The sequence below is a fragment of the Nonomuraea sp. B10E15 genome (genome assembly GCF_039871615.1).
In the GTDB taxonomy this organism is placed as follows: Bacteria; Actinomycetota; Actinomycetes; order Streptosporangiales; family Streptosporangiaceae; genus Nonomuraea.
Genome location: NZ_JBDPMB010000009.1, coordinates 72,874 through 99,182, shown reverse-complemented (window position 1 = coordinate 99,182; position 26,309 = coordinate 72,874). Strand labels below are relative to the sequence as shown.

The following is a 26,309-nucleotide window of genomic DNA, read 5'->3' as shown; positions in this document are numbered from 1 at the left end:
CCCACTAAAGGGACAAGCACGCGCACGAACCGCCACGCAATAGTCAAGATCCGAAATCTCCGCCAGATGCGAAAGACTCTGCCGCATTCCTCGCGGGGGACGTAGTCTCGATCCCGTGCATCAGCCACGTATTCTCCGCACGTTGCGAGAGAGCGGCCACGTTCATCGCACCGTCAAAGCCGAGGTCCGGGAAAACCTGCTGGCCAAGCTGCGGGCGGGTGAGCCCCGCTTCCCCGGCATCGTGGGCTTCGACGACTCCGTGCTCCCCCACCTCGAACGGGCCCTGCTGGCCGGCCACGACCTGGTCCTGCTGGGCGAGCGCGGCCAGGGCAAGACCCGGCTCATCCGCACCGTCACCGGGCTGCTCGACGAGTGGACGCCGGTCGTCGAGGGCTGCGAGATCAACGACCACCCGTACGCACCGGCCTGCACGCGCTGCCAGGCGCTGGCGCGCGAGCTGGGCGACGAGCTGCCGGTCGCGTGGAAACACCGGGACGAGCGCTACGGCGAGAAGCTCGCCACACCCGACACCTCCGTGGGCGACCTGATCGGCGACGTCGACCCGATCAAGATCGCCGAGGGGCGCACGCTCGGCGATCCCGAGACGGTCCACTACGGCCTGGTCCCGCGCACCAACCGCGGCGTGTTCTCCGTCAACGAGCTGCCCGACCTGGCCGAGCGCATCCAGGTGTCGCTGCTCAACGTGCTGGAGGAGCGCGACGTCCAGGTGCGCGGCTACAACCTGCGGCTGCCGCTCGACATCCTGCTCATCGCCAGCGCCAACCCCGAGGACTACACCAACAGGGGCCGGATCATCACGCCGCTGAAAGACCGGTTCGGCGCCGAGATCCGCACCCACTACCCGCTGACGGTCGAGGACGAGCTGACGCTGATCCGCCAGGAGTCCATGCCCGACATCGGGGCCGACATCCCCGAGCACCTGGTCGAGGTGATCGCCCGGTTCACCAGGCTTGTCCGCGAGTCGACCGCGGTCGACGCCCGTTCCGGCGTGTCCGCGCGGTTCTCGATCGCGGCCGCCGAGACCGCGGCGGCCTCGGCGGTGCGCAGGGCGGCCCTCGCGGGCGAGGAGCAGGCCGTCGCGCGCGTGGTCGACCTGGCCTGCGTGGTGCACAGCCTGCGGGGCAAGGTGGAGTTCGAGGTCAGCGAGGAGGGCCGGGAGACCGAGATCCTGGCCCACCTGCTGCGCAGGGCGACCGCGGAGACGTTCAGGAACCGGCTGGGCGGCATGGACCTGTCGCCGGTGACCGACAAGTTCGCCGAGGGCAACCAGGTCGAGTCGGGCGAGCTCGTCCCCGCCGGGGAGTTGCTGCACCGGATCGGGCCGGTCACCGGGCTGGCGAAGGTCATGTCGAGGCTGGGCATGGGCGCGGGCGAGGAGTCGCCGGGGCATGCGGCGGCGGCCCTGGAGTTCGCGCTCGAAGGCCTCTACCTCATGCGCCGCCTGTCCAAGGAAGACGTTGACGGAGTGACCGTCTACCGGACGTGAACATCTGGGCGGTCTCCCGCGTCTTACGTGATACCAGCTCACGACGTCGGGGGAGACCGTCCATGCGCCCGCTTGCCTGCGCCACCGCAGCCACTCTCGTTCTGTGCGGCGTCGCCGCGCCAGCCGAGGCCGCCACCACCAAGACCGTTTACGGGTACGCCTGGTCCGACGGCCAGGACCGCCTGCGCATCGTGCCCCGATCCGCCTCGTTCGTGAAGCAGAAGGGTTTCCTGGGCTACCGCCTCAAGGCGACCCCGGGCGCCAAGGAGCTCAGGCTCGACTACTCCAGGGCCGCCTACGGGCGGATCACGGTCGCCTGCGACCTGAAGGAGACCGAGGGCCGGGTGGCCGTCGACCGCAAAGGGCTCGGGCGCACCAGGTGCTCGCCCCGCGACCTGTCCACCGGCCTCGGGCGCGGCCCCGTACCAGTGCGCGTCGAGCACCGTGGGGGCAAGGTCACCAGGGTCAACGAGTTCGTGGTCGCCGACCGGCCCGGCCAGCGCTCCGCGCGCGGCACGATCCAGCGGATCGACGACACCGCCGTCGTGTTCGCGTCCGGCGGTAAGAAGATCAAGCTGGGCTACACGTACGCCACGAGCTTCTACCGCACCACCGCCCGGTGCGGTAGCGGCTGGCTCGCGGGCCGGCCGGTCAACGCGGACGCGAACGGCCTGGGCAAGAAGCCCTGCACCCCGGCCGACCTGACGAAGGCGCTCAAGTCGCTCCGCCACCCCGTGCTGGTGAAGATCGAGTACACCCCCGGAGCCGACTCCCTCGACCAGGTATGGGAGGTTTTCGGGGACGCGTGACCGCGCTTGTGGGGTTAGCGTGGTCCTGTGATGGCCTTTCGCTATGGCGAGTACCACGATGGCCCCGATCCCCTGGCCCCGCCCTACGACGTGCGGGCGGCGCTCGACGAGATGGGCGATGCGATCCTGTCGGGCTCGACGCCCGTCCACGCGCTGCGCGACCTGCTGAAGCGCGGTCTGCCCGGCGCGCAGGACCGCCGGGGCCTCGACGACATGCTCAAGCAGGTCCGCAGGCGCCGCCGTGACCTGCGCGAGCGGGGGCGGCTCGACGGCACGCTGGAGAAGGCACGGGCGCTGCTGGACAAGGCCATCGGCCAGGAGCGGGCCGAGCTGTTCCCCGATCCCTCCGACGAGGCGCGGCTGCGGGAGGCGGGGCTCGACGCGCTGCCCGAGGACACCGCCGCCGCCATCCAGGAGCTGAGCACGTACGAGTGGCGTTCTGCCGCCGCGCGCCAGACGTTCGAGGAACTGCGTGACCTGCTGCGGCGGGAGGTCCTCGACAGCCAGTTCAGGGGCCTGCGCGACGCGCTCGCGAACCCGGACCCCGAGGCGATGGAACGCGTCCGCCAGATGATGTCGGACCTGAACGACATGCTGGACAAGGACGCCCGCGGCGAGCACACCCAGGCCGACTTCGACGCCTTCATGGCCAGGCATGGCGACCTGTTCCCCGAGAAGCCGCGCGACCTGGAAGAGCTCGTCGACATCCTGGCCCGCCGCGCCGCCGCCACGCAGCGCATGCTGGCCTCGATGACGCCCCGCCAGCGCGAAGAGCTCGCCGGCCTCATCAACCAGACCCTCGACCAGGCCGGGCTCTCCGAGCAGATGCGCCGCCTCGGCGAGGCCCTCCACGCGCGCCGCCCCGACCTCGCCTGGAACGCCCCCGAACGCCTCACCGGCGAGGAGCCCCTCGGCATGGGCGACGCCGTCACCGCCCTGGAAGAACTCGCCGACCTCACCCAGCTGGAGACCGCCCTGCGCCAGGACTACCCGGGCGCGCGGCTCGACGACATCGACGAGGCCGCCGTACGCCGTGCGCTGGGCCGCTCCGCGGTCGACGACCTGGAGGCGCTCAAGCGCATCGAACGCGAGCTGGAGGAGCAGGGCTACCTCCTGCGCCGGCGCGGCAAGCTGGAGCTCACCCCGAAGGCGGTGCGCCGGCTCGGCGAGACGGCCCTGCGCCGCGTCTTCTCCTCGCTCGACGCGGGCCGCCGTGGCGACCACGACCAGCACGACGCGGGCTCGGCCGGCGAGCTCACCGGCTCGTCACGGCCGTGGCGCTTCGGCGACGAGCAGCCCATCGACGTGGTCCGCACCCTGGTCAACGGCGTCCGCAGCGGCGGCGTCGCGATCCGTACCGGCCAGGAGAGCGCGCGGGCCGGACGGGACGGTGGGCGGGCGGCCGTGCGGTTGTCGGTGGACGACTTCGAGGTGGCCGAGACCGAGCGGCGCAGCGCCGCGGCCGTGTGCCTGCTCGTCGACCTGTCCTACTCGATGGCCCTGCGCGGCACCTGGGCCGCCGCCAAGCAGACGGCGCTGGCCCTCCAGGCGCTGGTGGCCTCCAAGTTCCCGCAGGACGCCGTACAGATCATCGGCTTCTCCAACTACGCCAGGGTGCTGCAGCCCGACGAGCTGGCGGGCCTCGACTGGGACATGGTCCAGGGCACCAACCTGCACCACGCGCTCCTGATCGCCGGCCGCCACCTCGACCGTCACCCCGACTTCGAGCCCGTGGTGCTGGTGGTCACCGACGGTGAGCCCACCGCGCACCTGATGCGCAACGGCAGGTCCGCCTTCGAGTGGCCGCCGTCGAGCGAGACCCTGGAGCTCACGCTCTCCGAGGTCGACAAGATGACCCGGCGGCGGGCCACCCTCAACGTCTTCATGCTGGCGGCTGACGACCGGCTGAAGGAGTTCGTGGACGAGGTGGCCCGCAGGAACGGCGGCCGCGTCTTCTCCCCCAGCGCCGAGCGGCTGGGCGAATACGTGGTCAGCGACTTCCTCCGGCTGCGCCGGGCCCGCTGAACTGTCGGTGCTCTCTGCCACACTCGCAGACCATGAACGAAGACGTGTGCCTGCGCGACGTGGAGACGGCCGACCTTGAGGTGTTCCTGGCCCACGAGCACGATGCCGAGGCCGCGCGGCGGTCCAGGTTCGCGCCCAGGGAGCGGGAGGCGTTCATGCGCCACTGGACCACGCGGGTCCTCGGCGACCCGAAGGTCTTCGTCCAGGCGGTCACCGTCGACGGCGACCTGGCGGGCAACCTCGTGGCCTGGTGGGAGGATGACAGGCGCTTCATCGGCTACTGGTTCGGCCGGGCGTTCTGGGGCCGGGGCATCGGCAGCCGGGCCATGGAGCTCTTCCTGCGCCAGGAGCGCATCCGCCCGCTCCACGCCGACCCCTTCCACGCCAACACCGGCTCGGTCCGACTGCTGGAGAAGCACGGTTTCCAGCGCGCGGGCACGGTCAGACACGGCGACGACGAGCACATCCTGCTCGTCCTCCACACCCCGCCGGCGCCGCTCTGACGGCCACCCTGCGCCTCCCCGACCGACGAGTTCGCCCCGTCGTCCGGGGCGAACGGTGGCCGACGAGGTCAGGCGTCGACGAGACGGCAGTAGAAGTCGAGGGCGACGTCGAACCCGTCGCGGCAGTTGCGGTGGGAGCGGTAGCACGGACGCCAGGCCGAGCTGGCCCCCACGCCTGCCCTGGCGTCGCTGAGCGCCGACGGCACCCGCTCAGGCCTGGGCAGCAGCCCGTGGCCCAGATAGCGCACCCCGGCCAGCTCGCTGCGCAGGCCCGGCCCGCCGGAGACGAAGGTGCCCAGGCGCCAGCCGCTCTCTTCGTCCCAGACCAGCGCGCTTCCGTCGGCCAGCTTCAGTGTGACGTCACGCGGGTCGCACGGGCCCTCCCACCAACCGGCCACCTCTGATCCCAGCACGTCGATGACCCGCTGCACGTAGCTGATCGGCTGCTGCAGCCACTCGTCGCTGTACGGCTCGACATGCCTGATGGCCACGGACGGCACCCCCTTGTGCCCTTACGGTAAGAAAAAGCGAACGGTGACCAACCATACCCGCGCTGAACTTATTCCGTTGCAGGCTCGTCTAGTCATTACGGACGATATTTACGGTCCAGACGGGGAAGGAGGAGCGTCCATGATTGCGGGACTCCTCATCGTGCTCATGGTCGTCGCCATCGTGATGACCGAGTTGATCATGCGCTGCGCGGAGGACGGCGAAGAGAGTGTCGAGTCCCCGGCGGAGATCGCCGGGGACTAGTCTCTCCCGCATGTCGTCCCTGTTTCTCTGGCTGCACATCGGTTTCGCGATCTTCACGATCGGCCCGATCACCGCCGCGACGATGGCCGCTCCGCGCGTCATCCGCAACAAGAACGTGCCCGTGTTGCAGAACATCCAGCGCATGACGAGGGTTTACAGCCTCGGCAGCCTGGGCGTCTTCGTGTTCGGGCTGATCCTCGGCATCGTTCTCGGTGGCGGGGTGCTCGGCCGGTGGTACATGACGGCGTCGATGACGTTGTTCATCGTGGGCGCCGTGCTGCTCGTCATCATCGACCGCGACCTGCGCACCGCCGTCCGCGCGCTCTCCAGTGAGGGCACGGAAGACGACGCGAAGGTGCAGAACGGCCGGATCGCCGCCATCAGCGGGCTGCTGTCGGTGATCTGGCTGGTCATCCTCTTCCTGATGGTGGTGCCCGGCTAGCACTCCGGCGACCTTTGCGATCTTGAGGCGTTGGGGTTACCTGGCGACGGCCACCGCGTGATCATTCGGGGTTCGTGAGAACGACAGAAGATCGTGCGGTGGCCGCGGGCCACAGCGCGGCCGGATGGCCCGGATCGCCGGCCTTGCCGGTCTCCGCTACGCCGCGTCACTGGCCTGGCTGTGACCCTGTCCTGATCAGGCCCTGGCCGGTGCCGACGCCGCACAGCAGGGTGTCGACCACGCGGGTGGCGGCGACGTCGGGCTCGCACTCGCGGATCCGCGCCGCCACCCCGATCAGCGCGTAGAAGATCCATTTGGCCCAGGCGAGATCGGCGTCGGCACGCAGCACCCCGCTTTCCTGGGCCCTTCGGAGGAGATGGTCGCACCTCTGCTCCACTTCGGCATGCGTGCAGTCCGGCTCGCCGCCCTCCGGTCCGGTCAGGTCGAGCGCGAACGGCCACTGCCGCTTGACCCGCAGCACGTTGACCGTGACCTGGTAGAGCGCGACCAGCGGCGGGGTGGTCTCGGGATGGGCGGCGTCCACGGCCGCGGCGAACTCGCGGGCCGCCACCGCGGCCAGCGCCTCCAGCAGCGCCTCACGGGAGGCGAAGCGCCGGTGCACGGTCGTGCGCGCCACGCCCGCGGCCTCGGCGATCTGCTCCATGCTCGCCGCCGGATCCTCGGCGAACACCCGCTCCGCGGCCTCCAGGATCGTCCGCACCGTGCGTTCGGCGTCGGAGCGCAACGCCCTGGTCCTCTCACTCACGCCCCGAAGGATACGACATCGCCCTGGTTATCCATATACTTGCAACATTCTGATGCAAGTCATAGGCTCGTTTGCATCAGTATTGATGCGATTCGTAAAGGGGAGATGTCATGGACATGCAACTCACCGGCAAGACAGCCGTCGTGACCGGGGCGAGCAAGGGCCTCGGCCTGGCGATCGTGCGAGCGCTGACGGGCGAGGGCATGCGGGTCGTCGCGGCGGCACGCACGATCAGCTCGGAGCTCAAGGAGACCGGCGCGGCCGCCGTGACGGCCGACCTGTCCACCGCTCACGGGCCCGGCGAAGTGATCGCGCAGGCGCTGGCCGAGCTGGGCGAGATCGACCTGCTGGTCAACAACGTCGGCGGCGGCGAGGCGACCCCCGACATCGCCGGCGGGCTCGTGGCCATGAGCGACGACCTCTGGCAGCACTCGTACGACCTGAACCTCTTCAGTGCCGTACGCGCCACCCGCGCCGCTCTGCCCAGCCTGCTGCGGCGGCGCGGCAACGTGATCAACATCTCCTCCGTGTCCGCCAGGATGCCGGGCGCCGGACCGATGCCGTACTCGACGGCCAAGGCGGCGCTCACCGCGTTCGGCAAGGCACTGGCCGAGGAGGTCGGCCCTCAGGGCGTGCGGATCAACACCATCTCCCCCGGCGCCGTCCGCACCCCCATGTGGGAGGCGCCGGGCGGGTACGGCGAGTTGCTCGCCGGCTTGAACGGCATGGAGCTGGAGCAGTTCCTGGCCGCACTGCCGGCCGCCACCGGCGTGACGACCGGCAGGTTCATCGAACCCGAAGAGATCGCCACGCTCGTCACCTGGCTGGCCTCACCCCACGCCGTCAGCGTCACCGGCACCGACTACATCGTCGACGGCGGCGTCGTCAAGACGGCCTGAACCGCCCAGCCGGCTCGACGTCGCGCGCCCAGGGACGGTAGCGCAGGAGCCGGCCGGGCACCTGGGTTCAGGTGAGTGGGGCTAGCCGAGCGCCTGGGTGAGGTCGGCCAGCAGGTCGTCGACGGTCTCGATGCCGACCGAGAGCCGCACCAGGTCGGCGGGCACCTCGAGCGGCGACCCGGCGGCCGAGGCGTGGGTCATCCTGCCGGGGTGCTCGATGAGCGACTCCACGCCGCCGAGCGACTCCCCCAGCGTGAACAGCTTGGCCCTGTCGCACACCGCCACGGCCTCCGCCTCGCCTCCGGCGACGCGGAACGACACCATGCCCCCGAACCTCTTCATCTGTTTCACCGCCACCTCGTGCCCGGCGTGCTCGGGCAGGCCCGGGTAGAGCACGCTGGTGACGCGCGGGTGGGCGAGCAGCAGGTGGACGATGCGTTCGGCGTTGTCGCAGTGGCGGTCCATGCGCACGCCGAGGGTCTTGAGCCCGCGCAGCGTCAGCCAGGCGTCGAACGGCCCGGCCACGGCGCCGATCGCGTTCTGGTGGTAGGCGAGCTCCTCGCCGAGCCCTCTGTCGGCCGCGATCAGCGCGCCGCCGACCACGTCGGAGTGGCCGCCGACGTATTTCGTGGTCGAGTGCACGACGACGTCGGCGCCGAGCGACAGCGGCTGCTGCAGGTAGGGCGAGGCGAAGGTGTTGTCGACCACCAGCAGCGAGCCGTTGTCATGGGCCAGCTGCGCCAGCGCGGCGATGTCGGCGATGCCGAGCAGCGGGTTGGTGGGCGTCTCGACCCAGACGATCTTCGTCTTCTGTGTCATGGCGGCGGCCACCGCGTCGAGGTCGTGCAGCGGGACCGGGTCGTAGTGGAGGTCCCAGCGCTCGTTGACCTTGGCGAACAGCCGGTAGGTGCCGCCGTAGGCGTCGTTGGGGATGATCACATGGTCCTGCGGCTTGCAGACCGCGCGCAGCAGGGTGTCCTCGGCGGCCAGACCCGAGGCGAACGCGAGCCCGCGCGCCCCGCCTTCCACCGCCGCCAGCGCCTCTTCGAGCGCGGTCCTCGTGGGGTTGGCGGAGCGGCTGTACTCATATCCCGAACGCAGGCCGCCCACGCCGTCCTGCTTGTAGGTGGACGTGGCGTAGATCGGCGGCACGACCGCGCCGGTCAGCGGGTCGGGCTCCTGACCTGCGTGGATGGCCAGGGTCTCAAAACCGTTGCTCATACAGGCCACGTTAACGGAAGTCGGCCCGCGATCCGTTCCCCTCCGGATCACGGGCCGCCGACGGGACGCCGCCCCTCAGGGGCTCCCGTCGAGGCTCGCGCACCATGCCCGCGCGAGCCACGGATGGTCAGGCGGCCCTCGGTTCCTGACGGTCCCCGCCTGACCGGGGCGGGAGCCGTACCACGTCCGCCTTGATGAAGCGGCCGCTGCCGCCCTCCGCGTGCTCCCCGTTGATGCGGGAGAGCAGCACGGGGTCGGCCAGGGCGAGCAGCACCCCGACGACCAGCCCGATACCCAGCAGCGCGAACCCGATGGCCACCATTTCCTGTCCCCTTCCGACCTCTCCAGCATCGGCGAAGGGCCCGGTTTCCGCCTCAGCTCAAGGGCTGGTCTCGTACGCGGCTCCTCGGCCGAACGGCTGATACGACCTGTCCGACTTGCGGCTTAGGCTCGGGGCGTGGGGGATTCCAAGCGCGTCGTGTACTGGGTCCGCCGGCTGAGTGAGCTGGCGATGCTCGGCTGGCTCGGCATGATGTGGCTGATCGACCTGGCGCTCGCCTACTCCATCGGTGGAGTCCAGTGGCTGGTGCCCGTCTGCGGCGCGGTGGGCACGGCGGCCGTGGTGCTGCGGCGCCGCCACCGCCTGCGCGGCTTCTGCGTCATGCTGGCCACGTCGTTCTGCGCCTCGCTGGCGATCGGCGGCACCGGGCTCGCGGGCGTGCCCGGCATGGCGGAGACCGGGTCGCTGCTCATCCTGCTCATCGGCGCGCTGCGACACGTGGAGCCGGTGCGGCGGGCCGCGGCCCTGGCGTGCGCGGGGTTGGTCGTCCTGATGTCGGAGTCCATCGGGCGCGACTACAACAGCTCGGGGCTGGTGTTCTCGTTCCTGCTGTTCGCGGCCTGGTCGATGGCCGCCGGCGTCGGCGGCTACCTCCGCTTCCAGCAGGAGCGCCGCGTGGAGGCGGTCCACTCGGTACGCAGGGCCGAACGCCTGGAGCTGGCCAGGGAGCTGCACGACCTGGTCGCCCACTACATCACGGGCATCGTCGTCCAGGCCCAGGCCGCCAGGACGGTCGCCCGGACCAGCCCCGAGGCGGTGACGCCCGCGCTGGACGCGATCGCCACGGCCGGTTCGGAGGCGCTGACCTCGATGCGGCGCATGGTGACGGTGCTGCGCGCGGAGGACGACCCGTCCCGCAAGCCCGGCGTCACGCTGGCCGACCTGCGCATGCTGACGGAGAAGTTCTCCTCCGACGGGCCGAAGGTGGCGTTCGAGATCGGCCAGGGGATCGACGATCGTACGCTGCCTCCCGAGGTGATGACCACCCTGCACCGGGTGCTGCAGGAGGCACTCACGAACGTGCGCAAGCACGCATCCCGCGCCGCCTGGGTGGAGGCCGACTTACGGCGGCACGCGAAGGTCGTGACGTTGCGGGTGCGCAACTTCGGTGCGGCCTCGGATCCCCGGGTCGCCCGCCTCGGCGGCGGGTTCGGGCTGGTCGGGATGGCCGAGCGGGTCGAGGCTCTGGGCGGCAGGCTCTATGCGGGCCCGTCGCCCGAGGGGGCCTGGGAAGTGATCGCCGAGTTCGCGCTGCCCTGAGCAGTCCGAAGCGCCGTGCCGCAGGGCGCGTTGTTCGACCGGGCCGACGCGGAGGGGCGCGGCGACGAGGGCTTCAGCACCGCGACCGGGTCGATCGGGTAGCCCTGACGGCCCTCCCCCAGGCCGCCGTCCGGCGGCGGCCTGGGGAAAGGGGGTCAGTGGTTGGCGAGGAAGGCGAGCAGGTCGTGCCTGGTGATCAGGCCGGCGGGCTTGCCGTCTTCCAGCACAACGGCCGCATCGGCCTTCTCCAGCGCTTCGACCGCACGCGCCACAGGTTCACCGCTGCCGATCGTGGGTAGCGGCGCTGACATGTGATCGGCGATCGTGTCGTCGGAGGAGATCCTGCCGTGATAGAGGGCTTCGAGGAGATCGCGTTCGACGATGGAGCCCACCACTTCGGCCGCCATGACCGGCGGCTCCTCCTTCATCACGGGAAGCTGCGACACCGAGTATTCGCGCATGATCGCGATGACCGTGCTGACCGACTCGTACGGGTGCGCGTGCACGAACTCAGGCAGCCCCGCCCCCTTACGCGCCAGCACGTCGCCGACCAGCCCTTCGTCGGACGTGGTGGTCAGGAAGCCGTAGTCGGCCATCCAGTCGTCGTTGAAGATCTTGGACAGGTAGCCGCGGCCGCCGTCGGGCAGCAGCACGACGATCACGTCGTCGGGCGCGGCGGTGGCCGCCACCCGCAGCGCCGCCACCACGGCCATCCCGCAGGAGCCGCCGACCAGCAGCCCTTCCTCGCGGGCGAGCCTGCGGGTCATGTTGAACGACTCCTTGTCGGTGACCGCGATGATCTCGTCACAGATCTTGGTGTCGTACGTGGCCGGCCAGATGTCCTCCCCGACCCCCTCGACGAGGTAGGGGCGCCCGGACCCGCCCGAGTAGACCGACCCCTCGGGGTCGGCTCCGATGATCTTCACCCGGCCGCCGGAGACCTCCTTGAGGTAGCGGCCCGTGCCGCTGATCGTGCCCCCGGTGCCGATGCCGGCCACGAAGTGGGTGACCCGGCCGTCGGTCTGCTCCCAGATCTCGGGGCCCGTCGAGTGGTAGTGGGAGTCGGGGTTGTTGATGTTGGTGTACTGGTTCGGCTTCCAGGCGTTGGGCACCTCGCGGGCCAGCCGGTCGGAGACCGAGTAGTAGGAGTCGGGGTGGTCGGGCGAGACGGCGGTCGGGCAGACGACGACCTCGGCCCCGTAGGCGCGCAGCACGGAGATCTTGTCCTGGGCCACCTTGTCGGGCACCACGAACAGGCACCGGTAACCCTTCTGCTGCGCCACGATGGCCAGGCCCACGCCGGTGTTGCCGGACGTCGGCTCGACGATGACGCCTCCGGGACGCAGCTCGCCGGACGCTTCGGCGGCTTCGATCATGCGTGCCGCGATGCGGTCCTTGACCGAACCGCCGGGATTGAAGTATTCGACCTTCGCGACCACCTGGGCGGGCAACCCCGCGGTGACTTTGTGCAGCCGGACGAGCGGAGTGTTCCCCATCAGGTCGACCAGGGAATCGTAAACGCGCACCGAGGTGTTCACCTTCTTTGCCGAAGCTTGATCAGCTTGCCTGGGGCCGAGGTCCCAAGGGGGTGGCGGGGCCTCAGCTAGTTTTCAAGCAAACGCTACCGCCGAGTTCGACCAGGGAGGTCACGTACGTGGTGTGGGCAGCTGGCGTGGCGCGCGCGGCGCGGAAGATCGCGACGGCGGCGGCTCTCGGAGGTGGCGGGCTGACCGCCCTGGGAGCCACGGCATACGGACTGCTGATCGCCGAGGGGTTGCTCGCCCGCAGGGTCATCGGGCAGCCGCACGGCCTGGACGGCCCGGTCTCCGACGGCACGTACGGCGACTTCCCCGGCGTGCCGCTCAACCTGGCCATGCTCGGCGACTCCACCTCCGTGGGGCTCGGGGTGAGCGGGCCCAGCCACACCCCCGGCGTCATGCTGGCGAACGGCCTGGCCGCGGTGGCGGAGCGGCCGGTGCGCCTTCTCGTGGCCGGCAAGTCGGGCACCCCGTCGGCCGAGCTGGGCGAGCAGGTCGACGCCGCCCTGGCCATGGGCCCCGACGTGGCGGTGATCTTCGTGGGGGCGAACGACATCATCACGCAGACGCCGCCCGCGGTGGCCGTACGCCATCTGACCAAGGCCGTGCGGCGGCTGCGGGACGCGGGCGCGGAGGTGGTCGTGGGCACGTGCCCCGACCTCGGCACGGTGCGGCCGATCGCGCAGCCGCTGCGCTGGGTGACGCGACGGTGGAGCAGGCAGCTCGCGGCGGCGCAGACGGTGGCGGTGGTGGACACGGGCGGCCGTACGGTGGCGTTCGCCGACGTCCTGGGGCCGGAGTTCGCGACAAATCCGACGGAAATGTTCGGACCGGATCGATTCCATCCATCTGACCAAGGTTACGCACAGGCCGCTTACGCGGTGCTACCGTCAGTGTGCGCTGCGTTGGGACTGTGGCCTGAACCCACACCCGCACGTGGCGAAGCACTGCAACCGATTTACCTTGCGGCGGCTACGGCCGCGGAGGAGCCCGGCACCGAGGTCACCGCGACCCGGGTCGACGGGCGGGCGACGGGCCTGCACGGCAAGTGGGTGACGTTGTTCCGCCGGCGGCTCGGCGAGCCGCTCAACGACGCCTGACCGCGGTCACCCTCCGAGCCAGAGCCGTCACTCTCCGTCCATTTTGGAGTGAATTGCCTGTGCTCCGGCCCTTGTGGAAATCGTCTATCGCCCTCGCGGGAATCCTCGCCGCGACCGCATGCTCCGGCAGCGACGCGGCCACGACGAGCTTCCCGACCTGGCACAACACCGACGTCAACGCCGTCAGCCGGATGGCGGCGGGCGGCGGGGTCGTCGCGACCACGTCGCTGAAGTCCGACGGCGCGCTCGAAACCGTCGCCATCGGCCTGCGCGACGGCAAGCGCCTGTGGGCCTACCCGGCCACGATGGCCGGCCGCCTGCCCGGCATGGGCGTCTCCACGCCCGCGGTCGTGGAGACCTCCGAGGGCCAGAGCGTGGTCGTCGCGCTCGACCCCGCCAAGAAGGGCAGCTGGAACGCGACCCTCGTCGCCCGCGACGCCTTCTCCGGGGTGCGCAAGTGGACCAGGCCGGTGCACTCGACGTTCGGGCCTCAGCGCTGCGGCCCCTACATCTGCCTGTCCGAGCACACCGCCCTGGCCAAGGCCCGCATGGTGGTGCTCGACCCGGCCACGGGCAAACAGCTGTGGAAGCTGCCCGGCATCGCCGAGGTGGAGTGGTCGGACGGGCGCCGGGTCCTGCTGCTCAGGCTGTCGGCCAACCCCATGGTCGAGTCGTACGAGCTCAAGACCGGCAAGCTCCAGTGGCAGCAGCCGATCGAGCAGGCGCTCGGCCCCGGCATCGACATGTCGGGCGGGTGGGCGTTCGGCTCGACCGGCGGCAACCTCGTCGGCTACGTCGCCCCCTACACCAACCCGCAGACCAAGAAGATCTCCACGTTCGGCCTGTTCTCGATCGAGATCAGCGACGGGACGATCAACTGGATGCGGCCCTCGGTGGTGCGCGTCTATCCCAGCGGCAACCCCGGCTACGCCCCGGTCGTCCGGCCGGTCGACCGCCAGGGCGCCTACGGCGGCTTCGCCCGGCTCGACTCCGAGACGGGGCGGGTGGTCGGCCAGATCACGGCGGCCGACGTGCCCGGCTCCGGCTGGTGGCTGGCCTTCCCCGACGAGATGGACAAACTCGGCTTCCTCCAGCACAACGCCAAGGGCTCGGCCTTCGACCTCGTCACCGGCAAGCAGGTGCCCGTGGAGGAGCAGCGGGGGTGGTCGTTCTGCGTCACCGACCCCAAGCCGCTGACCTTGCGCGGGCAGGCGCCGGGCTTCTACTCGACGGCCGCCATCTGCCAGTACGACCTCGGCACCGGCAAGCGGGTCTCGCCCGCGCCCGCGCCACCGGCCTGGTTCACGGGCAGCCAGGACGGGTGGCGGTTGTGGCGCGACGAGAAGGGGACGATCCACGCCGTGAACGACCACACCGCCACGGCTCCAGGAATGTACGGATAACGGGGGCCACTCGGGGCTTGCGCGTAGAACTGGAATATAGTTCTACTATTAGCGCCGACAAAGGAGGAGCCATGCCCGAGGCAGTCATCGTCGCAACCGCGCGTTCGCCCATCGGACGAGCCTTCAAGGGCTCGCTCAAGGAGATCCGGCCCGACGACCTGACCGTGCAGATGATCCAGGCGGCGCTGGCCAAGGTGCCCCAGCTCGAGCCCGCGTCCATCGACGACATCATGCTCGGGTGCGGGCTGCCCGGCGGCGAGCAGGGGTTCAACATGGCCCGGGTGGTGGCGGTGATGCTCGGGCTCGACAACGTGCCCGGCACCACCGTGACGCGCTACTGCTCCTCCTCCCTGCAGACCACCAGGATGGCCTTCCACGCGATCAAGGCGGGCGAGGGCGACGTGTTCGTGTCCGCCGGGGTCGAGACCGTCTCGCGCTTCACCAAGGGCAACTCCGACTCGCTGCCCGACACCCAGAGCCCGGTCTTCACCGACGCGCTGGCCCGTACGAAAGCGTTCGCCGAGGGCGGGCGCGAGTGGCACGACCCGCGCGAGGACGGCGAGGTGCCCGACATCTACATCGCGATGGGGCAGACGGCCGAGAACCTCGCCCAGCTCAAGGGGGTCACCCGTCAGGACCAGGACGAGTTCGGCGTACGCTCGCAGAACCTCGCCGAGAAGGCGCTGGCCGACGGGTTCTGGCAGAAGGACATCACGCCCGTGACCCTGCCGGACGGCACCGTGGTCGGCAAGGACGACGGCCCGCGACCCGGCACCACCTACGAGAAGGTCTCGACCCTGGCGCCGGTGTTCCGTCCTGACGGCACCGTCACGGCGGGCAACTGCTGCCCGCTCAACGACGGGGCCGCCGCCGTCGTCGTGATGAGCGACGTCAAGGCGGCCGAGCTCGGCATCACGCCGCTGGCCAGGATCGTGTCCACCGGGGTCACCGGGCTGTCGCCGGAGATCATGGGCCTCGGGCCGGTGGAGGCCTCGAAGCAGGCGCTGTCCAGGGCGGGGATGGCGATCGACGACATCGACCTGGTGGAGATCAACGAGGCATTCGCCGCGCAGGTGATCCCGTCGTACCGCGACCTCGGCATCGACCTCGACCGGCTCAACGTCAACGGCGGGGCCATCGCCGTGGGGCATCCGTTCGGGATGACGGGGGCCCGGATCACGTCCACGCTGATCAACAGCCTGCAGCACCACGACAAGAGCATCGGGCTCGAGACCATGTGCGTGGGTGGCGGGCAGGGCATGGCGATGGTCCTGGAGCGACTGTCCTGATCCAGCCAGTACGGCAGGCGGCGGTTCTCCAACCGCCGCACGTGGCCGGCCCCCTCCCGGGAAACGGCCGCTGACCGGGCGACGGTGGCCCGCCGTGACGCGAGCCCCCGTCGCCCGGTCGCCGTGGCCGACTCTGGGCCGACTCTGGGCCGGCTCTGGGCCGTGGTCTAGCCGTGGCGATCCGGGCCGGCGTGGGTGGGGGCGATGCGGAGGATGACGCGGCGTTCGCGGGTCATGGCGGCGCGGTAGTCGTCCCAGTCGGGGTGCTCGCCCGAGATGTCGCGATAGTAGGCGACCAGGTGGTCCATGGCCTCGGGCAGCGAGATGATCTCGGCCGTGCCGTCCACCTGGATCCACTCGCCGTAGAAACGGTCCGTGAAGGCGCACAGCGAGACGCTGGGATCGCGGCGGGCGTTGTGCACCTTGGCCGCCGTCTCCCTGGTGCTGATGACGACGTGGCCGTCCTGAACGCCGGCCACGACCGGCGACATCTGCGGGCGCCCGTCGCGGTGCCTGGTGAGGAGGATGGCGTGATGATGGGTGCGGAGAAAGGCCAGTGCCTTGTCGACGTCCATCCCCTCATGATGACGCGCCCGTGTGCAGCACACGGGCGCGAGGATGGTAGGGCTTAGACAAAGCCCATGCGGTTACGGCGGTGCCGCTCGTGCTCGTGGACGATCGCGGCGGCGTAGCCGTGGGTCAGCCCGTGCTCGTCGGCGAGCCAGTTGGCCCGCTCGTCGCATCTGAGGAAGCTCGGGCCGTTGTCGATGGCTTGGAACCACTCTGGGAGTTCGCGTCCCGTTATGGTCGGGACCCTTGCGATCAGCTTCGTCTGCGTCTCCGGTGAGTGGTTCAAGGACATGGGCACCTCCGCGGATAAGGTTCCTTTCGTTGACACTGCAACACCAGCGTGCGAATGGCAAGCCCTGAGTCAGGCATCATTTTGTGACGGCGGGTAGATTTTCGGTCGCACACAGGTACGCAGAGAGGGCCCCGCCTGAACGGCGGAGCCCTCCCGGATGACGCGGGGACGAACGATCAGTCGCTGCTGCTGAAGTAGCTGACGAACCGCAGCACCTCGAGGTAGATCCACACCAGGCTGAGCGTCAGCCCGAACACGCACTGCCAGGCGAACTTCTCCGGGGCGCCCTGCTTGACGCCCTGCTCGATCGCGTCGAAGTCGAGGAGCAGGAAGAAGCAGCCGATCAGGATCATGACGATGCTGAAGGCCCAGCCGATCGGGCTGTCGGTGCGCAGGCCAAGGCCGCCGTCGTTGAACAGGCCGACGAGCAGGTTGACGAGCAGCAGGCCGATGGCCGCGATGGCGGCGGCGATGCCGAACTTCACGAGCTTGGGCGTGACGCGGACGATGCGCAACGAATAGACCGTCAGCACCGCGCCGAAAGCGAATGCCGTGCCCAGCACGGCTTGGAGCACGATGCCGCTGATGGCGCCCTCGAACACGGCGCTGATCTTGCCGAGGAAGATGCCCTCGAACACCGCGTAGGCCAGGATGAGCGCCGGGTTGGTGCTCATCGTGAACGAGGCGATCAGACCGATGATCAGCGCGATGACGGCCGCGCCGATGGCGACCATGGGCGGGACGTTGAGGACCCAGGCCGCGGCCGCGGCCAGGACGAGCACCCCGAGCGTGAGGAACCCGCGCACCACGACGTCATCGAGGGTCATGGTCCGGTGTGCGGGCCTGGCCGGCGGTGCGTACGACGGGGCGTCGTACATGTTCTGCAACTGGTCGGGGGACGGGGTCGGTCCGCCCCAGCCCGCGGCCTGCTGCCGCGACCTGCTGAATACGGGGTTCTTGCTCTCCATCGCTGCCTCCTGTGACGCCGAGCCTACGGGGCCTGGCGGCACCTTGGTCAACTGACGCGTCAGATCGATGTTGGTTCGGGACTTCGGCAGCGTTGACAACGAACGTCTCCGGCGCCAAGTTCCCGAGGTCGGTCACGAGCCGCCGAGATCATCCCGGCCCGGCCGGCGGGGGCCTTCCCGCGAGGGTGCGTGACGGAGCCCTTCCGGTGCGTGATGAGTTTTTCCAACGGGAAAAGGGCGAGCGGTTGTATTCCGTAGTCAACCATTCACACTAAGAAACTCCGGCAGCCCGGGAAAGCAGAAGGCGGCCCGTTTGTCAATATGGTCGCGGCGGCCCGGATAGTTTTCCAGGGAGGCAAACGCGGACTCCGGTCCGCGGACGGGGCCACCCACCCCAGGACAGGGCCTCCACCAGCGATGAAGCACCCAGAACGCGACAACTCCATAACAAGTCGATATCAGCCGGGAAACGGTCGAAGGGGTCCGTTCGACGATCGCAGCAAACCTCCAGGTCAGAGCCCTAAAGGCGGCGAAAGATGGCAGGTGCCCCCGGCGGGATTCGAACCCGCACGTCAACCCTTTTAAGGGGTTTGCCTCTGCCATTGGGCTACGGGGGCGCCGCAATCATACGAAACGGACCATGCTTCCGAGGAGCACAACTTCGTATCAGGCGTCACAACTGTGATGACTGCGGTGAAGTGATAGTGCTCCCACCACTCTGTCCAAGAAGAGTAGACCGTCCAGATGGTCCAGTTGGTGCTGAATGCAACGGGCTTCCACGGCATCCGCCTCGATGGTGACCGGCTCGCCCGTGCCTGGCAAATGCCCATGTACGGTGATGCGCGTCGCACGACGTACGTCGGCGGTGACCCCGGGGACGGACACGCACCCCTCGCGCAGGTGGTTCCAGCGGGCGGCCGTCGCGAGCCGTGGATTGGCCATGACGACCTCTCCGGCGCACGACCGGCTCCTGGGGTGGCGCCCGGCGTCAAAGGCGATCAGCCGCCAGCTCAGGCCGATCTGGGGGGCTGCCAGGCCGGTCATGGAGGGCTCGTGGCGCAGGGTGGCCCGCAGATCGGCGGCGGCGGCCACGACCTCGGGGGCGGTCGGGTCCACCGGCTCGGCGGGGGTGGACAGCAACGGGTGCGGGGCGTCGATCACCTCGCGGTGCTTTCCGTCCGCCGGCCGGGTCACAACAGATCCGGTTCGACGGGTCGAAACGTTATCTCGGAGTCGAGTCCGGCGCCGACCGCGGCGAGCCTGCGCATGAGCGCCGCCACGTCCACCTCCTTCGGCAGCTCGACGTCGGCGATCAGCACGTAGAGCCGCCCGGTGAGCCGGGTGCTCATGCCGGTGATGTTGCCTCCGTCGGCCGCGAGCACGGCGCTGATGGCGGAGATGATGCCGGGCCTGTCGGGGCCGTGGACGGTCAGCACGTAGCCGAGGCCGCCGCCGTCGTCGCAGAAGTGGCGGCGCGCCTCGATCGCCGAGGCGGTCACCACGAGGTCGGGCGCGCACAGGCGCTTGCTGAGCTCGGCCGCGTCCACCTCTCCCGACACGAGCAACATCATCGCCACGTGGCCGCCGAGCAGCGTCATGGTCGAGTCCTGGATGTTCGCCCCGCAGTCGGCGAGCGAACCGGTGACCGCGGCGATCACGCCGGGCCGGTCCACTCCGAGCACGGTCACCGCTGAGAGCCCCACCCGTGGTTCCCCCTTCCGCTCATGCGACAAGGGGCGCCGCACGCCCCGGCGAGGCTCACCGGGGCGCTGCCGTTCCCGGGCTAGCGGCGAGTCGTCGCCACTGCGGCCCTGAAGCCGTCTCGCGGGTGCTCCATCTCACCCAGCGAGATCGTCTCCCGCTTGAAGAACAGGGCCAGGGTCCAGTCGACGACGACGCGGACCTTGCGGTTCAGCGTCGGCACCCGCGACAGATGGTAAGTGCGGTGCATGAACCATGCAGGGAATCCGCGAAGCTTGACGCCATAGACGTTCGCGACGCCCTGGTGCAGGCCCAGCCCCGCGACCGATCCGACGTACTTGTGGCGATATTCCGCCAGGTGCTGCCCGCGCAGGTACCGCACGATGTTGTCGGCCAGCACCTTGGCCTGGCGCACGGCGTGCTGGGCGTTCGGCGCGCAGTACTGGCCGGGGTTGGTCACGTCGGGCACCCCGGCCGCGTCGCCGGCCGCGAACGCGCCTTCCGTGCCCGCGACGGTCAGCATGGTCGTGGCCTTGATCCGGCCGCGCTCGTCGAGCGGCAGGTCGCTGTCGTTGACCACCGTGCTCGGCTTGACGCCCGCCGTCCACACGAGGGTCTCGGCGTCGAACTCCGAGCCGTCGGAGAGCACCACGTGGCCGCCCTCGCACGACTCCAGGCGGGTCTCGAGCCGGACGTCGATGCCGCGCTCGCGCAGTTGCTCCAGGGTCCACCTGCCCATCTCGGGGCCGACCTCGGGCAGCACCCGGTCGGTGGCCTCGACGAGCACCCAGCGCAGGTCCGACGGCCTGATGTTGCGGTAGTAGCGCGTCGAGTGCTTGGCCATGTCCTCCAGCTCGGCCAGCGCCTCCACGCCCGCGAAGCCCGCGCCGACCACGACGAACGTGAGCGCCCTGCGCCGCACCTCGGGGTCGTCGGCCGACTCGGCCACGTCGAGCAGGTGCAGCACGCGGTTGCGCAGCGCGATGGCCTCGCCCACGGTCTTGAACCCGATGCCGATGTCGGTCAGCCCGGGGATGGGCAGCGTGCGGGAGATCGACCCGGCGGCCATGACGATCACGTCGTAGGCCACCTGGCGCGGCTCGCCCTCGGCGGGCTGGAAGGTGGCGGTGCGCTCGGCGTGGTCGACCTTGGTGACCGTGCCGTTGAGGATGTGCACCTTCGGCAGCACGCGCCGCAGCGGCGCGACCATGTGCCGGGGGGACAGGTTGCCGGCCGCCGCCTCGGGCAGGAACGGCTGGTAGGTCATGTAGGACTGCGGATCGATGATCGTGATGCGCGCCTCGCCGCTGCGCAGCTCACGGTGGAGTTTGCGCTGCAGCCGGAGCGCCGTGTAGAGGCCGACGTATCCTCCGCCGACGATAAGAATGTGCTGGTTCATCCTGAGCCACATCCCTCATGGAGTGCTTGTGAAAGCATTCACAAGCCTACGCCAAGGATGTCCGATGAAGCCATTCCTGGCATGGTGCGACGCGTCACACAGCCAGTGACCTGGCACGGGCGAAGACTTCGTCCAGCATCTGGGCGGTGACGCGGCCGGTGAACGTGTTCTGCTGGCTCGGGTGGTAGCAGCCGAGCAGCGTGACGGGCGCGCCGTCGTACGCGATCTCGACCTCCGCGCCGTGCCCGAACGGCGGCCTGCTGCGCGGCAGCGCGTAGCCCGCGTCCTTGAGCGCCGGCCACACCGCCTGCCAGGCGTAGCCGCCGAGCGCCACCACCACCCGCACGTCGCGCGCGACCAGCGCGAGCTCCCGCGCCATCCACGGGAAGCACGCGCTCTTCTCCGCCAGCGTCGGCTTGTTCGCCGGCGGCGCGCAGCGCACCGGCGCCACCACCCGCGCGCCGATGAGCCGCTGCCCGTCGCCCGCGTGCGTGCTCGTCTCCTGCGCGGCCAGGCCGGTGCGGTACAACGAGGCGAACAGCCAGTCGCCGCTGCGGTCGCCGGTGAAGATCCGGCCGGTCCTGTTGCCGCCGTGGGCGGCCGGCGCGAGCCCCGCGATCAGGATCCGCGGATGCTCGTCACCCCAGCCGGGGACGGGACGGCCCCAGTACGTCTCGTCCGCGAACGCGCGCCGGCGCACCCTGGCGACCTCCTCGCGCCACTCCACCAGGCGGGGGCAGGCCCGGCAGACGGACTGCCTGGCCGTGAGCTCCGCGAGGGTGTCGCTGGCGGCGGCCAGGCGGCGCACGTCCGCGGGGTCGAGCGCGACGGGAGTGTCAGGGGTCGCCGGATCGCCTGGCCATCCGGTGCCGGGAGGTACGAAGCTCATGACACCGATGGTGCCCGATCAGCGCGTCGCCTTGGGACTCGGCGTCGCCGTGGGCGTCGGCTCCTGATCGGCGGCCGACGGGGTGGCGCTCGGCGCCGGCTGCGCGCAGGAAGGCGACGGCGACGGCGACGGCGAGCCGGTGCTCACGTAGTCCGGCCTGGTCAGCGGCAGCGGGTAGCGGTTGAGGATCGGCTCGCCGCACGACCTGTCGACCGTGTAGCCGTACTGCTCGGGGTCGGTGGTGAGCGGGTTGCCGTCCTGGTCGTAGAGGTAGACGTCGGTCAGCGGGGTGCCGTCCTTGGCGTACGGCTTGATGTTGTAGACGCCGTCGGACGACGCGTTGCGCACCCACGCGGGCTCGGCCATGTAGACCGACTCCGGAGCGGGCGAGCGTGGCGCGTCGACGATCGCGGCGAACAACGCCAGCCCGGCCACCGCGTTGGCGGCCACCGCGAGCAGCACGACCAGCCGGCCCCTGCGCCTCCTGCCGAACCACACCGAGGCGAGGACGCAGGCCACCGCCACGGCCCAGTCGGCGGCGGTCGCCGGACCGAGCCTGCTGTCGCCGGCCATCGACACCAGGATCATGGCCAGCACGTAGCCGCGCAGCACCCACCACCCCGGACGCAGCTCCGGCAGGAAGGCCACAAGGCTCCTGTAAGGCGTGTAGCCCATGAGGAAGGCATGCGCCCTCAGCGCCTGCTCCCGCGGGCCTCGACGGCGCCCACGCCGGCGCTCGGGGCGCTCCCCGTAGGCGGCGGCCAGCTCCTCCGCGTAGGCGGCGGGCGGCCCCAGCCGGTCTTCCAGCGGCAGACCGGACTCCGCCGCGATCTCGGCCAGATGGTCGTCGAGGTCGTCGAGCAGCTCCTCCCGCTCCGGGTGATCGGCCAGAGCATCGCGTACGGCCTGCGCGTATTCTTCTGGAGTCATTCTTGGCCCTCCTTGAGCAGGGATGCCATGGTCTCCGCGAAGGAGGACCAGGTCTTCGCCGAGGCGGCGTACATGCTCAGGCCGACCTCGTTGAGCCCGTAGTACTTGCGGTGCGGGCCCTCGTCGGACGCCATCACATATGAGGTCAGCGCACCGGCCTTGAACAGGCGGCGCAGCGTCCCGTAGACCGAGGCGTCGCCCACCTCGTGGAGACCCGCCTCCCTGAGCCTGCGCACGATGTCGTAGCCGTAGCCGTCGCGCTCTTTGAGCACGGCCAGCACGGCCAGGTCGAGCACGCCTTTGAGCAGCTGGCTGCTATCCACGCCATGAACACTACTGTGCATAGCGCAGTAGCGGCAACAAGAAACCGGGTGGCGCCAGGAGGCACCACCCGGTTCTTCGTTCAGTCGCTCACTTGGACGGCAGGTCCCTGGCCGGAGGCGAAGCCACCGGGGGCGAAGGCACCGACGTCGGCGAAGCGGCCGGAGCCGGAGCGTCCGGTCCGCAGGGCGCGTAGCCACTCGTGGAGGAGTCGCTGTTGTTCGGGCCCGTGACCGACAGCGTCACGTTGCCGCCGTGGGCGTGCCGGCCCGTCAGCTTGCCCTTCGAGAAGGAGACGCGCTCGGAACCACCGTGACGGCCGAACTCGGCCACACCGCTGGACACGGTCGCACCGTTGAGCGTCCAGCTCCACTTCACCCGGGCGGCGCCGGTCGAGCGGATGGTGCCGGAGGCGCTCAGCGAGCACGCGGCCGTGGTCGAGACCGAGCTGGACGCGCTCACCTTGGCGTGGGAGCCGGGCACGTGCACCGGAGGCTTGTCCTTGCACCAGACCTTGTAGTAGGCGCGGTTGGAGGAGGTGGCGTCCGGACGGAGCACCTGCAGCTGCGCCCAGCCGCGCTGGCTGTGGCGCGGAGCGAAGCTGAAGCCGACCTTACGCGCGTCGCGGACCTTGACCTTGCCGTAGTGGACGACGTCACCGTTGAGGACCCAGCGGTAACGCACCCACGTCGGGCGGTCGGTCTTGATGACGCCGGCGACGCCGATCCTGTCACCGTCGCAGGAGCCGACGTACCTGCTGGGGTTGACCCAGGCACGCGCCGACACCGTCCGGTCGAGGTGCGTGCGCACCTCCTTCAGCCTCTCCTCCTTCTCGCAGGAGACGGAGAAGTAGCCCTTCTTCGAGGTGACCTTCTTCGGGCCGAGGACCTGGACGGCCTCCCAGCCCTTCTTGACGTCGTCCTTGAAGGTGATGGACTGCCGGACGGTGACCGTCTTGGTCCCCTTGCCCTTGAGCGTGACCGTCTTGACCTTGCTCTTGGACCCGTCGCCGTGCAGCCACCGGTAGGCCAGCTTCGTCTTGCCCTTGACAGGCACCTTGACCGTGGCCGAGAACTTGATCTTGGCCGGGCAGGAACCTTCGTAATTACGGGTGGAGGCCTTCGGCCGGGCCACCGTGACCTTGGAACCCGCCTTCGCCTTGGCAGCGGAGGCCGTGGCCGCGGTCGCCGCCTGCGCCGGACTGGACACCAGGCCCGCAGCCAAGGCGGCCAGCACCGCGGTCGACGCACCGATCGCCGCCGCCTTACGTGCTAACCCAACAGACATCATGTGAGAGTGCTCCATTCCTTGAGGGAAGAGGCGCGCTCGGGGACGGTCGCCACGCCGGCACCTTCCGTGCGCAGCGATATGGCAAAGCCCCCGTATGCACCTTTACTCAAGCACAATACTGATCGCGCCCTCAACATGATGCATAGACCGGAAATGTCCGGATTTCTTCAGCTATCCGGCTATAGACCACGCAATACCGTCAAGGATGTCGTGCTCGCTAACAACGACCTGCGAAAATGCGAAACGGCGTACGATCCGGTCGAGAATAAGCGCTCCCGCGCCAATGACATCCACGCGCCCCGGATGCATGACCGGAACGGCGGCACGATCACCATGCGTCATCGCGAGCAACCGCCGCGTCACGTCGTGCACCTGCTCGGCGGAGATCCGCGCATGGTGGATGCGGTCAGGGTCGTAGGCGGGCAGGTCGAGTGCCATGCCGGCCACCGTCGTCACCGAGCCCGCCAGGCCCACGAGCGTGTGCGCCCGCCGCACCGGCACCGCCGACTCGACCCGGTCGAGCGCCGCCTCGATGTCGGCCACCACGGCCTCCAGAGCGGGCGCCGAGGGCGGGTCGCCGGCACGCAGATGCCGCTCGGTGAGGCGTACGCAGCCGATGTCCACCGACAGCGCCGCCTCGGCGTGCTCGGAGCCGACCACGAACTCCGTGGACCCGCCGCCGATGTCGACCACCAGGTAGGGGGGCAGCGGCCCCTGCGGCACCTCCGTCTCGGGCGACAATGTGACCAGGCCCCTGGTCGCGCCCGTGAACGACAGCTCGGCCTCCACGTCGCCCGTCACGACCTCCGGCTCCACCCCGAAGATCTCGCGCACGCCGGCCACGAACTCCTGCCGGTTGGCCGCGTCTCTGGTGGCGCTCGTGGCCACCACACGGGTCGCGGTCGCGCCGTGCCTGTCGATCAGCTCGCGGTAGGCGCGCATCGCCTTGAACGTACGCTCCAGCGCGTCGGGGGCCAGCCTGCCGGTGCGGTCGACGCCCTGACCCAGGCGGACGATCTCCATCCGCCGCTCGACGTCGTCCAGCACGTCGTCGCCGGTGTCGGCGATGAGCAGGCGTACGGAATTGGTGCCGCAGTCGACGGCGGCTACACGCATGGTCCGTCACTCCACCATTCGGGGAGGGCGTCGAGCGCCTCCCTGCCGATCGGGTTGCCGCCGGGCACCGCCAGCTCGTGTGCGACGAGCGCGTGCAGGCACTTGACCCGCAGCGGCATGCCGCCCGTGCTCTGCATGTCGCGCGGCAACGGCTCCAGGCCCTGCTCACGCGCGGCCTGGTCGCGCCTGGCGACGTAGTCGTCGTGCGCGGCCTGGTAGGCCCGCGCCAGCTCGGGCTCGGTGGCCAGCCTCGCCTGCATCTCGCGCATCAGGCCGGAGCCCTCCAGCGTGCCGATGGCCGAGGCCGCCTTCGGGCAGGTCAGGTAGTAGAGAGTCGGGAACGGCGAGCCGTCAGGCAGCCGCGGCGCGGTCTCGACCACGTCGGGGTTGCCGCACGGGCAGCGGTGCGCCACCTCGCGCAGCCCTCTGGGCGGCCGCCCGAGCTGCCGGTGCACGACCTCGGCGTCTTTACCGTCCAACACTCTCCTTCCCGGTGACCGCCCGGCGCCCGGTGCCCTTGTCCGCGGCCTCGACGGACTCCCAGAGCGTTTGGTACCACGGCGGCACCGCCGCGGGCTGCTTCACTTCCGCCTGCTCCTTGCCCCGGTGGGGCGCCATCACGACATAGCACTTCTCGCCAGGACCGCAGTAGTGCAGCCGCTCCTTGGCGGTCTTCTTGATCCAGTTGGGATCGTTGCTCTGCCGGTCGCGGGCCAGCAGGGCCTGCTTCTCCGCCTCGACCCTGGCCTTCTCCTCGCGCAGCTCCGAGATGCTGCGGCGCAGGCTGATGTATTCGCGGACGGGGTAGGCCAGGCTCATCGCGATCGCGCACACCACGACGGCCAGGATGGCCGCCCGCCCGGTCAGCTGCGGTCTCTTCGCCATGTGCTGCACCCCCTGCTCGTCGCCTCACCTCGGGAGGCGGCTCGGTCGCCGTGAGAGCCGCCGCCCCGGGCCTCGGTGCTCCCTCGCTCGAAA

At 70.0% G+C, this 26,309-nt stretch carries 29 protein-coding genes and 1 tRNA gene; 11 read left to right on the top strand and 19 right to left on the bottom strand.

The window, feature by feature from the left end:
- The first annotated feature begins 115 nt into the window (after positions 1-115).
- From ABGB14_RS25065 to ABGB14_RS25050, 4 genes are all read left to right on the top strand, one after another.
- Positions 116-1,507, top strand: coding sequence for a sigma 54-interacting transcriptional regulator (locus ABGB14_RS25065; RefSeq protein WP_347646263.1), 1,392 nt, complete (start codon positions 116-118; stop codon positions 1,505-1,507).
- Positions 1,508-1,569: 62 nt separating this feature from the next.
- Entirely contained in the window at positions 1,570-2,316 is a 747-nt protein-coding gene (locus tag ABGB14_RS25060) for a hypothetical protein (protein WP_347646262.1), read from the top strand.
- A 30-nt stretch (positions 2,317-2,346) separates the two neighbouring features.
- Positions 2,347-4,341, top strand: a complete 1,995-nt coding sequence (locus ABGB14_RS25055; protein ID WP_347646261.1) for a hypothetical protein — start codon at positions 2,347-2,349, stop codon at positions 4,339-4,341.
- 32 nt (positions 4,342-4,373) lie between these two features.
- Entirely contained in the window at positions 4,374-4,844 is a 471-nt protein-coding gene (locus ABGB14_RS25050; protein ID WP_347646260.1) for a GNAT family protein, read from the top strand.
- 68 nt (positions 4,845-4,912) lie between these two features.
- Here ABGB14_RS25050 and ABGB14_RS25045 read toward each other — a convergent pair whose 3' ends face one another.
- On the bottom strand, positions 4,913-5,335 hold the full coding sequence (locus tag ABGB14_RS25045) for a DUF6292 family protein (RefSeq protein ID WP_347646259.1): 423 nt from the start codon (positions 5,333-5,335) through the stop codon (positions 4,913-4,915).
- Positions 5,336-5,474: 139 nt separating this feature from the next.
- Here ABGB14_RS25045 and ABGB14_RS25040 point away from each other — a divergent pair, with 139 nt between their 5' ends.
- Together ABGB14_RS25040 and ABGB14_RS25035 are read left to right on the top strand one after the other, a co-directional pair.
- The gene (locus tag ABGB14_RS25040) at positions 5,475-5,597 is read left to right on the top strand and encodes a hypothetical protein (protein ID WP_347646258.1); all 123 of its coding nucleotides are present in this window, start codon (positions 5,475-5,477) and stop codon (positions 5,595-5,597) included.
- 10 nt (positions 5,598-5,607) lie between these two features.
- Positions 5,608-6,039, top strand: coding sequence for a hypothetical protein (locus tag ABGB14_RS25035; RefSeq protein ID WP_347646257.1), 432 nt, complete (start codon positions 5,608-5,610; stop codon positions 6,037-6,039).
- A gap of 166 nt (positions 6,040-6,205) precedes the next feature.
- Here the strand turns inward: ABGB14_RS25035 and ABGB14_RS25030 are convergent, their stop codons facing one another.
- The gene (locus tag ABGB14_RS25030) at positions 6,206-6,805 is read right to left on the bottom strand and encodes a helix-turn-helix domain-containing protein (RefSeq protein ID WP_347646256.1); all 600 of its coding nucleotides are present in this window, start codon (positions 6,803-6,805) and stop codon (positions 6,206-6,208) included.
- Between the two features lie 110 nt (positions 6,806-6,915).
- Here ABGB14_RS25030 and ABGB14_RS25025 point away from each other — a divergent pair, with 110 nt between their 5' ends.
- Positions 6,916-7,704 carry an oxidoreductase gene (locus ABGB14_RS25025; RefSeq protein WP_347646255.1) on the top strand — a complete coding sequence of 263 codons (789 nt, stop codon included), beginning with the start codon at positions 6,916-6,918 and terminating at the stop codon, positions 7,702-7,704.
- 81 nt (positions 7,705-7,785) lie between these two features.
- Here the strand turns inward: ABGB14_RS25025 and ABGB14_RS25020 are convergent, their stop codons facing one another.
- Positions 7,786-8,925: a cystathionine gamma-synthase gene (locus ABGB14_RS25020; RefSeq protein ID WP_347646254.1), complete on the bottom strand. Its 1,140-nt coding sequence runs from the start codon at positions 8,923-8,925 to the stop codon at positions 7,786-7,788.
- A 127-nt stretch (positions 8,926-9,052) separates the two neighbouring features.
- Positions 9,053-9,247, bottom strand: coding sequence for a hypothetical protein (locus ABGB14_RS25015; protein ID WP_347624100.1), 195 nt, complete (start codon positions 9,245-9,247; stop codon positions 9,053-9,055).
- A 135-nt stretch (positions 9,248-9,382) separates the two neighbouring features.
- Between ABGB14_RS25015 and ABGB14_RS25010 the strand changes: the two genes are divergently transcribed.
- Positions 9,383-10,525, top strand: coding sequence for a histidine kinase (locus ABGB14_RS25010; protein ID WP_347646253.1), 1,143 nt, complete (start codon positions 9,383-9,385; stop codon positions 10,523-10,525).
- 155 nt (positions 10,526-10,680) lie between these two features.
- Here the strand turns inward: ABGB14_RS25010 and ABGB14_RS25005 are convergent, their stop codons facing one another.
- Positions 10,681-12,051 carry a cystathionine beta-synthase gene (locus ABGB14_RS25005; RefSeq protein ID WP_347646252.1) on the bottom strand — a complete coding sequence of 457 codons (1,371 nt, stop codon included), beginning with the start codon at positions 12,049-12,051 and terminating at the stop codon, positions 10,681-10,683.
- Between the two features lie 128 nt (positions 12,052-12,179).
- Here ABGB14_RS25005 and ABGB14_RS25000 point away from each other — a divergent pair, with 128 nt between their 5' ends.
- The 3 genes from ABGB14_RS25000 (at position 12,180) to ABGB14_RS24990 (ending at position 15,855) form a co-directional block, all read left to right on the top strand.
- Positions 12,180-13,163, top strand: a complete 984-nt coding sequence (locus ABGB14_RS25000) for an SGNH/GDSL hydrolase family protein (RefSeq protein ID WP_347646251.1) — start codon at positions 12,180-12,182, stop codon at positions 13,161-13,163.
- A gap of 71 nt (positions 13,164-13,234) precedes the next feature.
- The gene (locus tag ABGB14_RS24995) at positions 13,235-14,566 is read left to right on the top strand and encodes a PQQ-binding-like beta-propeller repeat protein (protein WP_347646250.1); all 1,332 of its coding nucleotides are present in this window, start codon (positions 13,235-13,237) and stop codon (positions 14,564-14,566) included.
- Between the two features lie 71 nt (positions 14,567-14,637).
- Positions 14,638-15,855, top strand: coding sequence for an acetyl-CoA C-acetyltransferase (locus tag ABGB14_RS24990; RefSeq protein WP_347646249.1), 1,218 nt, complete (start codon positions 14,638-14,640; stop codon positions 15,853-15,855).
- A gap of 167 nt (positions 15,856-16,022) precedes the next feature.
- Here the strand turns inward: ABGB14_RS24990 and ABGB14_RS24985 are convergent, their stop codons facing one another.
- The 14 genes from ABGB14_RS24985 to ABGB14_RS24920 form a co-directional block, all read right to left on the bottom strand.
- On the bottom strand, positions 16,023-16,430 hold the full coding sequence (locus ABGB14_RS24985; protein ID WP_347646248.1) for a PPOX class F420-dependent oxidoreductase: 408 nt from the start codon (positions 16,428-16,430) through the stop codon (positions 16,023-16,025).
- Between the two features lie 53 nt (positions 16,431-16,483).
- On the bottom strand, positions 16,484-16,717 hold the full coding sequence (locus ABGB14_RS24980) for a DUF4287 domain-containing protein (protein WP_347624108.1): 234 nt from the start codon (positions 16,715-16,717) through the stop codon (positions 16,484-16,486).
- A gap of 176 nt (positions 16,718-16,893) precedes the next feature.
- Entirely contained in the window at positions 16,894-17,685 is a 792-nt protein-coding gene (locus ABGB14_RS24975) for a Bax inhibitor-1/YccA family protein (protein WP_347646247.1), read from the bottom strand.
- 544 nt (positions 17,686-18,229) lie between these two features.
- Positions 18,230-18,302 (bottom strand) — tRNA-Leu (locus ABGB14_RS24970).
- Positions 18,303-18,351: 49 nt separating this feature from the next.
- Positions 18,352-18,846 (bottom strand): peptide deformylase, encoded by a 495-nt coding sequence (locus ABGB14_RS24965; protein WP_347646246.1) that lies wholly within the window; start codon positions 18,844-18,846, stop codon positions 18,352-18,354.
- Between the two features lie 29 nt (positions 18,847-18,875).
- The gene (locus ABGB14_RS24960; protein ID WP_132597469.1) at positions 18,876-19,388 is read right to left on the bottom strand and encodes an ACT domain-containing protein; all 513 of its coding nucleotides are present in this window, start codon (positions 19,386-19,388) and stop codon (positions 18,876-18,878) included.
- 80 nt (positions 19,389-19,468) lie between these two features.
- Entirely contained in the window at positions 19,469-20,785 is a 1,317-nt protein-coding gene (locus tag ABGB14_RS24955; protein WP_347646245.1) for an NAD(P)/FAD-dependent oxidoreductase, read from the bottom strand.
- Between the two features lie 94 nt (positions 20,786-20,879).
- Entirely contained in the window at positions 20,880-21,674 is a 795-nt protein-coding gene (locus tag ABGB14_RS24950; RefSeq protein WP_347646244.1) for a uracil-DNA glycosylase, read from the bottom strand.
- An 18-nt stretch (positions 21,675-21,692) separates the two neighbouring features.
- A complete protein-coding gene (locus ABGB14_RS24945; RefSeq protein WP_347646243.1) occupies positions 21,693-22,604 on the bottom strand; it encodes a hypothetical protein in 912 nt (303 codons plus the stop codon).
- The gene (locus tag ABGB14_RS24940; RefSeq protein ID WP_347624114.1) at positions 22,601-22,927 is read right to left on the bottom strand and encodes a PadR family transcriptional regulator; all 327 of its coding nucleotides are present in this window, start codon (positions 22,925-22,927) and stop codon (positions 22,601-22,603) included. Before ABGB14_RS24940 ends, ABGB14_RS24945 begins: the two co-directional genes overlap by 4 nt.
- A gap of 88 nt (positions 22,928-23,015) precedes the next feature.
- Positions 23,016-24,212, bottom strand: coding sequence for a hypothetical protein (locus tag ABGB14_RS24935; protein WP_347646242.1), 1,197 nt, complete (start codon positions 24,210-24,212; stop codon positions 23,016-23,018).
- 174 nt (positions 24,213-24,386) lie between these two features.
- A complete protein-coding gene (locus ABGB14_RS24930) occupies positions 24,387-25,331 on the bottom strand; it encodes a Ppx/GppA phosphatase family protein (RefSeq protein ID WP_347646241.1) in 945 nt (314 codons plus the stop codon).
- Entirely contained in the window at positions 25,322-25,810 is a 489-nt protein-coding gene (locus tag ABGB14_RS24925; RefSeq protein ID WP_347646240.1) for a DUF501 domain-containing protein, read from the bottom strand. Before ABGB14_RS24925 ends, ABGB14_RS24930 begins: the two co-directional genes overlap by 10 nt.
- A complete protein-coding gene (locus tag ABGB14_RS24920) occupies positions 25,800-26,216 on the bottom strand; it encodes a septum formation initiator family protein (RefSeq protein WP_347624118.1) in 417 nt (138 codons plus the stop codon). The genes ABGB14_RS24925 and ABGB14_RS24920 overlap by 11 nt, the downstream gene beginning before the upstream one ends.
- Between the last annotated feature and the right edge of the window lie 93 nt (positions 26,217-26,309).

Coding starts and splice junctions, on each gene's coding strand:
- ABGB14_RS24945 (WP_347646243.1), bottom strand. CDS start 22,604: ATGACTCCAGAAGAATACGCGCAGGCCGTACGCGATGCTCTGGCCGAT.
- ABGB14_RS24990 (WP_347646249.1), top strand. CDS start 14,638: ATGCCCGAGGCAGTCATCGTCGCAACCGCGCGTTCGCCCATCGGACGA.
- ABGB14_RS24920 (WP_347624118.1), bottom strand. CDS start 26,216: ATGGCGAAGAGACCGCAGCTGACCGGGCGGGCGGCCATCCTGGCCGTC.
- ABGB14_RS24985 (WP_347646248.1), bottom strand. CDS start 16,430: ATGGACGTCGACAAGGCACTGGCCTTTCTCCGCACCCATCATCACGCC.
- ABGB14_RS24955 (WP_347646245.1), bottom strand. CDS start 20,785: ATGAACCAGCACATTCTTATCGTCGGCGGAGGATACGTCGGCCTCTAC.
- ABGB14_RS25025 (WP_347646255.1), top strand. CDS start 6,916: ATGGACATGCAACTCACCGGCAAGACAGCCGTCGTGACCGGGGCGAGC.
- ABGB14_RS24975 (WP_347646247.1), bottom strand. CDS start 17,685: ATGGAGAGCAAGAACCCCGTATTCAGCAGGTCGCGGCAGCAGGCCGCG.
- ABGB14_RS25015 (WP_347624100.1), bottom strand. CDS start 9,247: ATGGTGGCCATCGGGTTCGCGCTGCTGGGTATCGGGCTGGTCGTCGGG.
- ABGB14_RS24950 (WP_347646244.1), bottom strand. CDS start 21,674: ATGAGCTTCGTACCTCCCGGCACCGGATGGCCAGGCGATCCGGCGACC.
- ABGB14_RS24935 (WP_347646242.1), bottom strand. CDS start 24,212: ATGTCTGTTGGGTTAGCACGTAAGGCGGCGGCGATCGGTGCGTCGACC.
- ABGB14_RS25060 (WP_347646262.1), top strand. CDS start 1,570: ATGCGCCCGCTTGCCTGCGCCACCGCAGCCACTCTCGTTCTGTGCGGC.
- ABGB14_RS25040 (WP_347646258.1), top strand. CDS start 5,475: ATGATTGCGGGACTCCTCATCGTGCTCATGGTCGTCGCCATCGTGATG.
- ABGB14_RS25050 (WP_347646260.1), top strand. CDS start 4,374: ATGAACGAAGACGTGTGCCTGCGCGACGTGGAGACGGCCGACCTTGAG.
- ABGB14_RS25055 (WP_347646261.1), top strand. CDS start 2,347: ATGGCCTTTCGCTATGGCGAGTACCACGATGGCCCCGATCCCCTGGCC.
- ABGB14_RS25035 (WP_347646257.1), top strand. CDS start 5,608: ATGTCGTCCCTGTTTCTCTGGCTGCACATCGGTTTCGCGATCTTCACG.
- ABGB14_RS24930 (WP_347646241.1), bottom strand. CDS start 25,331: ATGCGTGTAGCCGCCGTCGACTGCGGCACCAATTCCGTACGCCTGCTC.
- ABGB14_RS24980 (WP_347624108.1), bottom strand. CDS start 16,717: ATGTCCTTGAACCACTCACCGGAGACGCAGACGAAGCTGATCGCAAGG.
- ABGB14_RS25020 (WP_347646254.1), bottom strand. CDS start 8,925: ATGAGCAACGGTTTTGAGACCCTGGCCATCCACGCAGGTCAGGAGCCC.